At 56.9% G+C, this 12136-nt stretch carries 15 protein-coding genes and 3 tRNA genes; 4 read left to right on the top strand and 14 right to left on the bottom strand.

Annotation, left to right across the window (positions count from 1 at the left end; all coding sequences use genetic code 11):
- Positions 1 to 104 precede the first annotated feature (104 nt).
- The 3 genes from ACEWZM_RS14785 to ACEWZM_RS14795 are packed head-to-tail and all read right to left on the bottom strand — an operon-like array spanning position 105 to position 1698.
- Positions 105 to 422, bottom strand: a complete 318-nt coding sequence (locus ACEWZM_RS14785) for a phosphoribosyl-ATP diphosphatase (RefSeq protein ID WP_414007161.1) — start codon at positions 420 to 422, stop codon at positions 105 to 107.
- The gene (gene hisF / locus ACEWZM_RS14790) at positions 419 to 1180 is read right to left on the bottom strand and encodes an imidazole glycerol phosphate synthase subunit HisF (RefSeq protein WP_414007162.1); all 762 of its coding nucleotides are present in this window, start codon (positions 1178 to 1180) and stop codon (positions 419 to 421) included. Before hisF ends, ACEWZM_RS14785 begins: the two co-directional genes overlap by 4 nt.
- Before the next feature lie 35 nt (positions 1181 to 1215).
- Complete coding sequence (locus ACEWZM_RS14795) at positions 1216 to 1698, bottom strand: DUF2867 domain-containing protein (protein ID WP_414007163.1); 483 nt, start codon at positions 1696 to 1698, stop codon at positions 1216 to 1218.
- Positions 1699 to 1965: 267 nt separating this feature from the next.
- Between ACEWZM_RS14795 and ACEWZM_RS14800 the strand changes: the two genes are divergently transcribed.
- Entirely contained in the window at positions 1966 to 2412 is a 447-nt protein-coding gene (locus ACEWZM_RS14800) for a DUF302 domain-containing protein (RefSeq protein WP_414007164.1), read from the top strand.
- A 109-nt stretch (positions 2413 to 2521) separates the two neighbouring features.
- Here ACEWZM_RS14800 and hisA read toward each other — a convergent pair whose 3' ends face one another.
- Entirely contained in the window at positions 2522 to 3244 is a 723-nt protein-coding gene (gene hisA, locus ACEWZM_RS14805; RefSeq protein WP_414007165.1) for a 1-(5-phosphoribosyl)-5-[(5-phosphoribosylamino)methylideneamino]imidazole-4-carboxamide isomerase, read from the bottom strand.
- Between the two features lie 207 nt (positions 3245 to 3451).
- Here hisA and ACEWZM_RS14810 point away from each other — a divergent pair, with 207 nt between their 5' ends.
- Positions 3452 to 3838, top strand: coding sequence for a DUF2147 domain-containing protein (locus ACEWZM_RS14810; RefSeq protein ID WP_414007166.1), 387 nt, complete (start codon positions 3452 to 3454; stop codon positions 3836 to 3838).
- Between the two features lie 111 nt (positions 3839 to 3949).
- On the opposite strand, the gene ACEWZM_RS14815 is transcribed toward ACEWZM_RS14810, so the two are convergent.
- Together ACEWZM_RS14815 and ACEWZM_RS14820 are read right to left on the bottom strand one after the other, a co-directional pair.
- Entirely contained in the window at positions 3950 to 4201 is a 252-nt protein-coding gene (locus ACEWZM_RS14815; RefSeq protein ID WP_414007167.1) for a WGR domain-containing protein, read from the bottom strand.
- Between the two features lie 207 nt (positions 4202 to 4408).
- Entirely contained in the window at positions 4409 to 4945 is a 537-nt protein-coding gene (locus ACEWZM_RS14820) for a peroxiredoxin-like family protein (protein WP_414007168.1), read from the bottom strand.
- Positions 4946 to 5048: 103 nt separating this feature from the next.
- On the opposite strand from ACEWZM_RS14820, the gene ACEWZM_RS14825 reads away from it, so the two are divergent.
- Positions 5049 to 5780 (top strand): helix-turn-helix transcriptional regulator, encoded by a 732-nt coding sequence (locus ACEWZM_RS14825; protein ID WP_414007169.1) that lies wholly within the window; start codon positions 5049 to 5051, stop codon positions 5778 to 5780.
- A 24-nt stretch (positions 5781 to 5804) separates the two neighbouring features.
- Here the strand turns inward: ACEWZM_RS14825 and hisH are convergent, their stop codons facing one another.
- Together hisH and hisB are read right to left on the bottom strand one after the other, a co-directional pair.
- Positions 5805 to 6443 (bottom strand): imidazole glycerol phosphate synthase subunit HisH, encoded by a 639-nt coding sequence (gene hisH / locus ACEWZM_RS14830; protein WP_414007170.1) that lies wholly within the window; start codon positions 6441 to 6443, stop codon positions 5805 to 5807.
- Position 6444: 1 nt separating this feature from the next.
- Positions 6445 to 7032 (bottom strand): imidazoleglycerol-phosphate dehydratase HisB, encoded by a 588-nt coding sequence (gene hisB, locus ACEWZM_RS14835; RefSeq protein ID WP_414008050.1) that lies wholly within the window; start codon positions 7030 to 7032, stop codon positions 6445 to 6447.
- Positions 7033 to 7289: 257 nt separating this feature from the next.
- Between hisB and ACEWZM_RS14840 the strand changes: the two genes are divergently transcribed.
- The gene (locus ACEWZM_RS14840) at positions 7290 to 7529 is read left to right on the top strand and encodes an Lrp/AsnC family transcriptional regulator (RefSeq protein WP_414007171.1); all 240 of its coding nucleotides are present in this window, start codon (positions 7290 to 7292) and stop codon (positions 7527 to 7529) included.
- A 384-nt stretch (positions 7530 to 7913) separates the two neighbouring features.
- Here ACEWZM_RS14840 and ACEWZM_RS14845 read toward each other — a convergent pair whose 3' ends face one another.
- The 6 genes from ACEWZM_RS14845 to ACEWZM_RS14870 form a co-directional block, all read right to left on the bottom strand.
- A complete protein-coding gene (locus tag ACEWZM_RS14845; RefSeq protein WP_414007172.1) occupies positions 7914 to 9266 on the bottom strand; it encodes an aminotransferase in 1353 nt (450 codons plus the stop codon).
- A 214-nt stretch (positions 9267 to 9480) separates the two neighbouring features.
- A tRNA-Gly gene (locus ACEWZM_RS14850) sits at positions 9481 to 9555 on the bottom strand.
- A gap of 216 nt (positions 9556 to 9771) precedes the next feature.
- Positions 9772 to 9846 (bottom strand) — tRNA-Gly (locus tag ACEWZM_RS14855).
- 67 nt (positions 9847 to 9913) lie between these two features.
- The gene (locus ACEWZM_RS14860) at positions 9914 to 10825 is read right to left on the bottom strand and encodes a NaeI family type II restriction endonuclease (protein ID WP_414007173.1); all 912 of its coding nucleotides are present in this window, start codon (positions 10823 to 10825) and stop codon (positions 9914 to 9916) included.
- A 102-nt stretch (positions 10826 to 10927) separates the two neighbouring features.
- Positions 10928 to 11902: a DNA cytosine methyltransferase gene (locus ACEWZM_RS14865; RefSeq protein ID WP_414007174.1), complete on the bottom strand. Its 975-nt coding sequence runs from the start codon at positions 11900 to 11902 to the stop codon at positions 10928 to 10930.
- A gap of 158 nt (positions 11903 to 12060) precedes the next feature.
- Positions 12061 to 12135 (bottom strand) — tRNA-Gly (locus ACEWZM_RS14870).
- Position 12136: the final 1 nt, after the last annotated feature.

Consider the following 12136-nt stretch of genomic DNA (forward strand, 5'->3'; position numbering starts at 1 on the left):
TCTGTTTGGCTGCAAAGAGCATGCGCTCCCTCCCAGATCGGCCATCCTGAAGAATGGCCTCTTTGGTTGGGCCAAGCGCCGCTATGCAGCGCTTGCGCGGCGGTTTAGCCCTTAGGCCTGCTGGCCTTCTCATCAAGGCCACTCAGACCCTGACGTTTTGCCAGAACTGACAACACATCATCCAAGGCGACATCGCGTGCGGCCAGCATAACCAGAAAATGATAGAGGACGTCGGCAGCTTCCGATGCAAGACCGGCCTTGTCATCTTTCACGGCTTCAATAATGGCCTCGATGGCTTCTTCACCAAATTTCTCAGCGCATTTCTCTGGCCCTTTGGAGAGCAGCTTAGCTGTCCAGCTGGTCTCCGGATCACTGCCTTTGCGGGACTGAATGGTGGTTTCGAGATCGTGCAGTATTGTCATGTCAGCCTCATTGGGATGCCTGCAGCCGCCATATGCTGTTTTGCTTCCTGCACGCTGTATTCACCAAAGTGGAAGATCGACGCCGCCAGAACCGCGCTGGCTCCACCTTCGGTGACGCCTTCGACCAGATGATCAAGCGTGCCAACGCCGCCGGAGGCAATGACCGGTACCTCAACTGCGTCGGAAATTGCGCGCGTAAGTGGCAGGTTAAATCCTGATTTGGTCCCGTCACGATCCATTGAGGTCAGCAGGATCTCACCTGCGCCTTTGGCGACTACCAGTCGGGCAAATTCTACCGCATCAATGCCGGTTTCGCGCCGCCCACCATGGGTGAAAATCTCCCATTTGCCCGTTGCAACAGTCTTGGCGTCAATTGCACAGACTATACACTGGCTTCCAAACTGATCAGCGGCCTCGCGGATAACATCCGGGTTAGCCACAGCGGCGGAGTTGAACGACACTTTGTCAGCGCCAGACAGCAGAAGCGCGCGCACATCGTCCTTGGTACGAACGCCTCCCCCCACGGTGAGCGGCACGAAACACTGCTCGGCGGTGCGGCGCACCATGTCAAACATAGTGCCACGGTTCTCGTGGGTCGCATGAATGTCGAGAAAGCAGATCTCATCAGCGCCAGCGGCATCATAGGCTTTGGCGGCCTCAACCGGATCACCGGCATCGCGCAGACCAACAAAATTGACACCTTTGACGACGCGACCATCAGCCACGTCGAGACAGGGGATAATGCGGGTTTTCAGCATGAACGGATCCCTTTGCCGCTGGGGTTGTCCCGTCTTTACTGTGCGGAAGGGTTGGATGCAATCGTGGGGCGGTGCCGCGCGATGCGGCGCATGCTATCGCGCATGATCAGGATGTGAAAGGGCATGACCAACACCAGATAAATCCGCCCGATCAGATTGTGGCGGTGCACCCAGGTTGCCATATGAATGCGCCCCTCGTGCCGCAGAACAGTGATGCGGAAATCCAGATGATTGTCATCCGCGCCGAGGATCAGCTCTCTGGTATCTTCAAACGTGACAGGGAAGATTGCGCCTTTGCCACTATCGCTAATCTCTGTCTTCAGGCCAAACGGGCGCACAATCATATTTCGCAAACGAAGTAGCGCCGCTGCCCACCCCGGAAGGCTTAGCCCGATGTCGGCAGCGTCACGCGGGGACAGGGGGCTTTCAACTGCGTATCCATCTACGAAGTCGCCCGGCGATACCATCTGCCACAATCGGGCGCTATCGGGCAGGCGGATCTTGCTGACACGGGGCATGGGGTGGCTTCCTTGATGATGTCGCAGCCTGAAGGCTCAACTGCGTTATTGCGACGCAATAAACGTCAAAAAACGACAGAATGTAACCGGGCGCGGTGCCGCAGGTATTAATACGCCTGTTCTGTGTTGTGTTTGCCCGAATGACCTAACGCTTCCGAAAGTTATCAGAACTGCGGCGCAGCCTTGCCGATGCCAAAGATGTGAATTGCCTGCGCGGCTTGGGTGGCTTGTTCTCGGATGGATCATTCATAGTTCGGAGCTGTCATTATGTTGAAATCCCTTGCCCTCGCTGGAGCCATTGCTGCCATGTCTGTCCTGCCTGCCGCCGCCGAGCTGATGAAAATACCTAGCCAGAAACCCGTGGCCGAGACCATGGATGCGCTGCAGGCCGCTGTTGAGCGTGCGGGTGCGACCGTTTTTGCTCGTATCGATCATGCGGCCGGTGCACAGAAGGTAGATCTAGAGCTCGGGGATGCGGAGCTGTTGATTTTTGGGAACCCCAAGTTGGGCACGCCGGCAATGCAAGCCGATCCGCGGGCGGGGCTTTATCTACCTCTCAAGGTTCTGGCCTATGAGGATGCTGATGGGCAGGTCTGGCTGACCTATGAAGATCCCGCAGAGATGCTTGGTGGGTTGGATATTCCGGCAGACGCCGCTGTTATTGCCAAGATGCAAGGCGCGATTGGCAAACTGACTGGCGCGGCAACACAGTAGTCACAGGGCCTGCAAAAAAGGCGAATATATCATGCCGAAGGGGGGCTGCCCCCTTCTGGCTTTCGGGTGGTCTACTTCGAATACCTCCAGACTAGAGGAGGTATGGGTGTTACGCTTTTAGCGTCTTGAGAGCCTGTTGCAGGTCGATGGCCCCATCATACAGCGCGCGGCCTGAAATCGCACCGTTCAGTGCTGCACCGCAGGATTTCAGCGCCTGTAGATCCTCCAGAGAAGACACGCCGCCGGAGGCGATCACTGGGATGCTGACGGCGTTTGCCAGATCGGCCGTTGCGGTGACATTTGGACCTTTCATGGCGCCGTCGCGTAGAATGTCGGTGTAGATAATTGCTGCGACACCCGCGTCCTCAAAGGATTTTGCCAGGTCGCTGACCATAACGTCGGTTTCTTCAGCCCAGCCTTTGGTGGCGACCCGGCCATTGCGGGCATCAATCCCCACTGCGACCTTGCCGGGGAATTCACGCGCGGCTTCACGGACCAGATCAGGGTTCTCTACGGCCACAGTGCCTAGAATGACCCGCGCCAGACCTTTGTCGATCCAGTTTGCGATGGTTGTCATGTCTCGAATGCCGCCACCCAATTGTGCAGGCACCTCGCATTGTTTCAGGATCTCTTCAACCGGGGCGGCATTGACCGGCTCGCCTGCAAAGGCACCATTCAGATCCACCAGATGCAACCACTCGCAACCGGCTTCTACAAACTCCAGTGCCTGTGCGGCTGGGTTGTCATTAAAGACGGTGGTCTTGTCCATATCGCCATGCAGCAGGCGTACGGCTTGCCCATCTTTGAGGTCGATTGCGGGGTAGAGGATCATATCGCGTGCCCTTATCAGAACTGCCAGTGCTGTCGGAAACCGGGTCTCGGACCGCGTCACAGGTGCAAGGCGCACAGCTGCAACGCGGGGAGATCGTAGTTTGGCCCCTTTTGCACAAGCCCGCTCACGAATGCAACGCGACCCGAGGTCAACCTTGCCTGAAATACCTCTTGGCGGCCAGACTGCCTTCAAAAGGGAGGATGAAACATGAAGAAACTGGCAATTGGCATCGCATTTGCATTGGGTCTGGCAGGCGTGGCCTCAGCGGACCCTGTGCACGGCACGTGGAAGACCCAGCCCGATGACGGCTCCTATGCGCATGTTACCATGGCGCCCTGTGGCGCAGCCGTGTGTGGCAAGATCAGCCGGACGTTTAACGCTGACGGAGAGTATAAATCCCCCAATATCGGCAAAACGCTGGTGATTGATATGGTCTCCAATGGCGATGGCTCATACGCGGGCAAGGTCTGGCGCCCGTCCAACAACAAGATTTACACCGGAAAGATGAACCTGTCCGGTAGATCGCTGGCTCTGCGCGGGTGCGTTGCAGGCGGGCTCATCTGCTCCAAGCAGACGTGGAGCCGTATCAAGTGAGCCTAATACTGCTAGGCGACGTTCTGTGAAACAGACAACGGTGACGCAGGTAACTATTTGGGGGCAGGGCTTCGGGCCTGCCCTTTATCTCTTCGTACGGGTCAAGGTCAGTTAAAACAGGCCGAGCTGTACCGGGATCGGTACGAAGCCGCGCTTTATCTGGCGGTCACGGTGTTGTTCTGCAGCCGCTAGCGCAGTTTCCTGCGAACAATAATAGCTTCGCCGCAGCTGTCCCCCGGGCTCCCCCAATGGACCGTTGGTTTGCTCGACACACCACTCTCCGAACAACGTCTGGCTTAGGTTCAGCACGCAGTAACGATGCTGACCTTCGTGGTAGTCGAATTTTTCAAGACGGATCTGCACCGGGCGGTGACCTGCAAGAGACGGGGTGGGGATATTTTAGTCTGCGGTGTATGCCCGCGTGCATCCCTGCTGTCCATCCATTCTCTGTCAGTTTTCATGCGACCTGTTTCTACGATCGCGACTGCTCTGGTCTTTGGTTGGTCGAAGACACATCTGGCCGCAAGCATTGCTGCGGCCAGAGTGGTATTGCTTGAGCGGGTAGGGTTATCAAACGTCGCCGTTGTACTCGCCGCGTGCCGGGTAGTCATTGGCGATAGCAAAATCCAGGGCTGAGACCAGCTCCGAGAAGTGCGGGCGAACAAATGGCATGGTCTGTACGGATCCATAGTACAGGGTCTGTTCTGGCGTCACCATGAACAGGCCAGGCTCGGAAAACAGCGCTGGCTCTTCGATCCCGATGGACGTCTTTCCGCGCGACGTCGACAGATATAGCCCCCACTGACGGGCTACATTCAACGGTAGATCATAACCAAACCGAAGATTTTGGGCTTCGATCTTGTCGGCCATGGCACGTGTACGCTCCTCACCGTCGCTGCTGATAGCGATGCAGTTCACACCCCGGCTCGCAAAATCAGCAACGCGCTTTTCCAACTCTTTCAGATAATTCGCACAGATCGGGCAGTGCAGGCCGCGATAAAAGCAGATCACGGTGCCGCGCTGGCTCTCTTCGGAGGTTAGGTCGAATTGTCCGTGGTCCAATGTTGGCAGGGTTAGGTCTGGTGTCTTTTGACGGGGCATAAGCATGATAGGGATCCTTAAGAGCTGAGAATGTATTTTGGCTTGCCGCTTACTATCGTGCAGATTACGGTTTTATAAATCCGAAAAACCTGATGGAAACACCGAAAACATGGACCGTCTGACCACATTGATGGATCGCTTCCAGTTGGCCGTACGCGCAGCCGGACCGGGTGAGGCCAATCTGATCGCTCTTGAGGATCCGGCAGGAGAACCGGTGCGTATTCTCTATTGCACCACTGACAACGCACCTGAGCTTCCGTCGACCACGGTTATGTGGGCCGCGCGTGTGGAATGGTCGGGGCGCAGGAACCCTTTCCTCGCCGCCCTGCCGGATGTGGTGGAGTATGACATCACTGGCAATCCAGAAGCGCATGGCCTTGTTCGTCTGATGCGGGACGAGGCCGAGGGGCAGCATTGTGGTGCGCAATCAGTAATAAACCGGCTCGGAGAGGTGCTAATGGTGCGCCTTCTGCGTAACCAGATTCAAAACGGAGCGACGGAACCGGGACTTCTTGCGGGGCTTGCCGACTCGCGTCTCAGCCGTGCCATTGTGGCTATGCACGATCACCCCGGCAGACTTTGGACCAATGGGGATCTCGCTGAGACGGCGGGCTTGTCTCTATCCCGCTTTGCCCAACTCTTTGGGACAGAGGTCGGGGAAACCCCGATGGGCTATTTGCGCCGCTGGCGGCTTACCCTCGCACATCAGGACCTTAGGCGTGGTGACCGGGTCGAATCCGTGGCTCGCCGCTATGCCTACACCAGTCCAGAGGGTTTCACCCGCGCGTTCCGGAAAGCTTACGGCATTGCACCGGTATCTCTGCGCATGGCCGCTGCCTGAACTGCTTGTCGAAGGTACGCCGTCTCAGGGGGACCAGGTCAGGAAATTGCCGATCATACGCAGACCGATGTCTTGGCTTTTTTCTGGGTGGAACTGCATACCAAGTATCGTGTCGCGCCCGATCACCGCAGTGACATCGCACCCATAATCCACATGGGCCAGTCGCTCAGCGGGGTTGTTAACGCGAAAATGGTAGGAGTGGACAAAATAACAATGGTCACCCGATGTTATGCCCGCAAAAATCGCGTGATCATTGTCGATAACCAGATCATTCCATCCCATATGCGGCACTTTCAGTGCGTCATCGCCGGGTGTAATCTTAACCACATCGCCGCCGACCCAGCCAAGACCTGGCGTGTCGCGGTATTCATGGCCTGCGGTGGCCATCAATTGCATGCCGACACAGATACCCAAAAAGGGGCGACCGTTCTGCTCGACCGCCTCTACCATTGCCTCGTAGATGCCGCGGTGGCCACGGAGTTCCTCGGCGCAGGCGGGAAACGCACCATCGCCGGGCAGCACCAACCGGTCGGCCTGCGCCACGACGTCGGCATCTGATGTGACAACAACGTCTCCGGCATCCAGCTCTCGGGCCATGCGCTGAAAGGCTTTCTCGGCAGAGTGCAAATTGCCGGATTCGTAGTCAATAATCGCGGTCAGCATTTCAGAGCGCGCCCTTGGTCGACGGGATCGCATCTGCCTTGCGCAGATCAGTCTCTACTGCTGTACGCAAGGCGCGCGCGACAGCTTTGAATGCGGCCTCGGCAATATGGTGGCTGTTGAACCCATGCAGCTGGTCAATATGTAGGGTGATGCCGCCATGGGTACTTAGCGCCTGAAAGAATTCCCGCACCAGCTCGGTATCAAACGCGCCGATCTTCTGCGTCGGAAGGTCTACGTTCCAAATCAGGAAGGGGCGCGCAGATAGGTCCAGCGCACAGCGCACCTGAGCGTCATCCATTGGCAGGTGACACGCGCCATAGCGGTTGATCCCCTTCTTGTCGCCAAGTGCAGCCACTAGCGCCTGGCCCAGTGCGATGCCGGTGTCCTCAACTGTGTGGTGATCATCAATGTGATAATCCCCCTTGGCGCGAATGGTCATATCGATCAGCGAATGGCGCGACAACTGGTCCAGCATATGGTCAAAGAAACCAACACCAGTTTGATTGTCATAGCTGCCGGTTCCGTCGAGGTTGATTTCGACAGTGATCTCGGTTTCGGCGGTCTGGCGGGTGATCTGAGCGGTACGCATGGTCGGCATGTCCTTGATATCCTGCGCTGCTTATAGGGGCAGGGCGGGCCCGCGCTCAAGCCTGCCGCGTCAATTGGCGCAAAACTGTTGCCTGTGCGACGGCTGATTTCCGGTATTTTCTCGGGCGATGTCTGATCGATGCCCCGGTCATCCTCAGCGGCTCCCTCAGACTGCTGGTGTTTCCGGGGATTGCCTCGCCGCGCGCTGCGTGTCAGCTTGGCAGGCAACATTCGCATTTCCAACCTTTGAGGGGCTCAATGTCCACCTGCGTCTTTATCCAGATCCGCTGCAAACCCGGCACCACATACAAGGTCGCCGAAGAAATTGCGCTGCGCGAAATTCATTCAGAGCTTTACTCCACCAGCGGAGATTTCGACCTCTTGATGAAGCTCTATATTCCCAGCGATCAGGACGTCGGGAAATATATCAACGATCAGCTGCTCGACATTGACGGTATCGAGCGCTCGCTAACAACGATGACTTTCAAGGTGTTTTGATAAGAGACAGCCTGAATTCGGCGGCAGGGAACGGCGCGATCAGTGCTGCGCCGTTCCCTGCCCCGGTTTCCCCGACCTACCGGGTAGAGCCCGGGTAGAGCGGTCCCCGGATCCACTGGCTCGCAGGTCTTTGATCATTTGATTCCCCCCGAAACCATTTGGTCATAGGCGCGCGAAAGTGTGGAAACATCTAGTGCTAAAAGCAGACTTAGATTTAGTCGATATTTACTTTTATTATTGATTTATTCACGGGGAATAATCGCTGAGACGCGGCATTGGACTGGATATTTGGACCGCTTGTGCTCCACAGCTGTCACAACAGCATGCAAAAAGCAGCGCCTGAAACGGACGCTGCTTCCGCGATACCTGCCAAGGCAACCGGTATCAGTGGGCGAGGTGGCCCTGTGCTTTCAGCTGCTCAAAGCTTGCGTCGATCGCAGTTTTCAACCGGCGCAGCATCTCATCGGCCTCGTCCTTGGTGATGATCAGGGGCGGGCAGAGCGCTACCGCGTTCCCGGCCACGGCTCGTAAGATCAAGCCATTCTCCTGACAAAGCTTCTGCGCGGTTGCACCGGCAATGCCCTTGTCGAAACTGGCACCGGTGGTTTTGTTCGATACCAGCTCCAGCGCGGCGATCAGACCTTTGCCACGGACCTCTCCTACCAGTGGGTGATCCGTGAAAATCTCGCGCAATTGGCTCTGCAAATAGGCGCCGACCTCGGCAGCATGATCAAAGAGACTATCGCGCTCATAAATCTCCAGTGTTTTCAGCGCAGCAGCACAGGCCGCTGGGTGGCCGGAATAGGTGTAGCCATGGCCAAACACACCAACTTCGTTGGTCTGATCGATCATCGCCTCATACATCCAACCTGGAATAACCGAGGCCGAAATCGGGAAATAGGCTGACGACAGTTGTTTGGCAAAGGTCATCAGATCCGGCTTGATTCCCATAGTGGTACAGCCAAAATCCGCGCCAGTGCGACCAAAGCCACAGATCACCTCATCCGCCCAGATCAGGATCCCGTATTTGCGGAGCAGCGCCTGTAGTCCCTCATAATAGCCTTCGGGCGGTACGATGACGCCCGACGCGCCGGTAATCGGCTCGACGATCATTGCCGCAATCGTATCGGGATCTTCGGCCAGGATCAGATCTTCTAGGTTATGCAGAATTCGCTCGACAAATTGTGCTTCGGTCTCGTTCCCCTTGCGGGCGGTGTAGTAATGCGGCGAGTCAGCGCGCAGGATGCTCAACGCCTCAAGCGGAGCATCAAAATGGGCGAGATTCGCAGGCAAAGAAGTCATCGAACCGGCTGCAACGGTCACTCCGTGATAGCCTCGCTCGCGTGTGATGATTTTGCGCTTTTCTGGCTTACCGATGGCGTTGAAGTAATAGCGCAGCATCTTGTAGTGCGTGTCGTTGGCGTCTGAACCGGAGTTGCCGAAGAAAACATAGGCATCCTCCACCGGCACCATAGCGGCCAGCTTGTCCGCTAGATCCTGAATCGGTTTGTGTGTTTTCCCGCCGAAAGTATGAGTGAATGGCAGTTTATGCAGCTGCTCAGTGATCGCATCCATCACTTCTGTATTGCTGTACCCAAGCGAGGTGCACCATAGACCCGCCAGCCCTTCGATGTATTTGCGCCCCTCACTGTCGAACACATAGATGCCTTCGCCCCGCTCAAGGCAGAGTTGCTCGGTGGCGGTGAAATTGGTGGTTGGATAGATGACCGGGGCCATGGGCTTATGTCCTCGTAAGCTGAGGCGCCGTATGTGATCGGCGCATTTGATCCAGAGGCTTGCACCCCTTTTGCACAGCATTGGCGGGTTTTGAGAGTCGCGTCAAAGGAATTTGATCAAATATTCGGGCGCTGTACAGAAGGGTCAGCATTGATGATGATTTGAGGCCAGATGCGCAAAAGGCCGCTCAGAAGAGCGGCCTTTGCAGTCCAAATGGAGCGGGCGAGGCGATTCGAACGCCCGACCCTAACCTTGGCAAGGTTATGCTCTACCCCTGAGCTACGCCCGCGCTGCCATTTGGTGAAGCGGTGTTTAGGAAATTGCCACTCGGCCTGCAAGAGGAAAAAGAACGGTATTTGGAAGAAAAACCTTCAAGGTTTCGCCGTGGTATCCGGTCCTGGGTACGGGCAATATATACGAAACACACCCGGAGTATTCCTGGTAAGCCAATGGTTTCAGTAGAAAAAGAAAAAGCCGCTCAAAAGAGCGGCCTTTCTTGTCCTGATGGAGCGGGCGAGGCGATTCGAACGCCCGACCCTAACCTTGGCAAGGTTATGCTCTACCCCTGAGCTACGCCCGCGCTACCATCCGGTGAAGCGGTCAATAGGCAATTGCGCCGATGGCTGCAACAGAAAAACAACGGTATTTTACTCCGGATCAAAAAAATCTTCGCTCACCGCGTGGCCGGCACTCGAGGCCAGCCGCATCTCTTCTGTTGTGTTCAGCTGTGTGGAAATAAACTCGGATCCACTGCAGTGAGGTAGGTTCAATGCGCGCATCAGCTGAGCGTCCTTGCGTCCTTCGAGGATCACAATGCCGGTCTTGGCAAGTAGGTCTCGCGTGCCATGCCCCCCGTCTGAACGAATCCTGCGCATGAAATCCTTCTGTGCGGCCACCGCCTCAACAACGTCACGGGGGATCGGCTGACGCTGGATCTCCTTGAACAGGGATGCCATGCGCGCGTTACCACTGTCGCCTGAAAAAATACGCGCCACCGTAGCCTCTGGAAGCAAGCGCCAAAAATTGGCCGGGTAGGGCTGATCACAAAGCAGCCAGAGGATATGGCCAAACCCCTCAGCCGAGACTGAGCGCTTGGCATCCTTGTTCTGACCTGCTGTCAGATAGGCTTGCCGCGCGACGATCAGACCAAGATAGCAACGCGCACGCGGTTCATCAGCGGCGACCAGTATACAGGGCTGATCCACGGCTTCGGTCGGGATCATCCAGTTGCTACCCATGGTGTGCTTGATATCCACATCATGGCCAAGAATTTCAGTGTCTAATCGCCCCTTCGGCAAGCGCAGCATCGCGCGCAGTTCAATCTCTACGCGGGTGCCGATGTAGGTTTTTTCGGTCTTTTCCAGATCCTCATAGGCGCGTCGACCGGTCTTGGCGGTCAGGATCACATCGTCGATGCAATTGCGCAGCATGGCCGGGAACCTGTCTGCCAGCTCAAACATACCACCGGCGCGGGTGGTGATGTCCTGTGCAAGGCTGCTTAGCAACGGATGATCAGGATGACCGGGACAGATAAGGTCGGGCGGCAGTTTTTGTTTCATTGCATGCCCTGCGTTCGGATGATCTGGGAATTTGAGCGCCTTTGGACGGCTGCCGATGCGAGGCGTGCTTCAATGGCGCGGGTTTTGATCCCTAGCAGCACATCAACGCCTGGAGGCCGGGGTTGAGACAACCCGCAGGCTTGGTCGGGCGATGGCCTGACGGATCTGGCGCGCGACCGCCTCGGCCACAGGTGGCGGGAATGCGTTGCCAACCTGGCGATAGGCATTGGTCTTTGCGCCAGTGAAATGCCAGTTGTCGGGGAAGCCCTGAATGCGCGCGACCATCCGCACCGTCAGGCGTGGCATGTCATTATGGAACGGGTCAGGTGCCTCATAGGCGATGGTGCGCCCTTCGACGCCCAATGCGGCCCAGGCCCGCCGTGCACGAGTGGGGCCCAGGTCGGGTCCGCCGTGTTTCTTCGAACCGCCCACGATGGTTGGCGCAATCTCATCCGCCTTGGCAGCCCAGTCTTCAGCACCGCGCCAGCCTCGTTCCTTCATCAGGTCCAGCAGTGTTTCACCCACATTGCGCGGATTATGCGGCAGCGGTTCGGGCCAGCTGAACTGACCGGAGAATTCCTTGCGCAGGGCAACGATAGCCACACGCGGCCGCAACTGAGGCACACCAAAGTCGGAGGCATTCAGCAGCCTCCAGTCGGTCTCATAACCAAGCTTGGCCAGTTGTGTTTTCAACTTCTCGCGGTAGTCATGAAAGACCGCATCCAGAAATCCACGCACGTTTTCGATCATAACTGCACGGGGACGGGTTGCGGCGACGATTTCGATCGCATCGTCAAAGAGATTGCGCTCGTCCTTTTCGCCCAGTTGTTTGCCTGCTACGGAGAACGGTGGGCAGGGAAGGCCTCCCGCCAGAAGATCAATACCGTGATAGGCGTCGGCATCTTCTTTGAAGGCGCGCACATCCTCTTCCAGCACGTTCCACTGTGGCCTGTTATGGCGCAATGTGGCGCAGCAATGTTTGTCGATCTCTACCAGCGCAGTGTGGTCAAAACCGGCGTTCTCCAGCCCGAGCGCCTGGCCGCCTGCGCCAGCGCAGAGTTCTACCGATGTGAGCATACTGCCGTATCACCTATTCTAGTGCTGCCGATGCAGCCGTTCTCGCTCTGTTCTTAGGCGCTCAAATGATTCCACGCAAGCCAGAGGCTATGCCGGATCTGAGAAACACGAAAGGCCACCGTTGCGTCTGCAATCGGTGGCCTTTTCATGTGTCCAAATGGAGCGGGCGAGGCGATTCGAACGCCCGACCCTAACCTTGGCAAGGTTATGCTCTACCCCTGAGCTACGCCCGCT

Origin of the sequence: Phaeobacter cretensis, from assembly GCF_047372505.1 — a bacterium.
Taxonomy (GTDB): domain Bacteria; phylum Pseudomonadota; class Alphaproteobacteria; order Rhodobacterales; family Rhodobacteraceae; genus Phaeobacter; species Phaeobacter cretensis.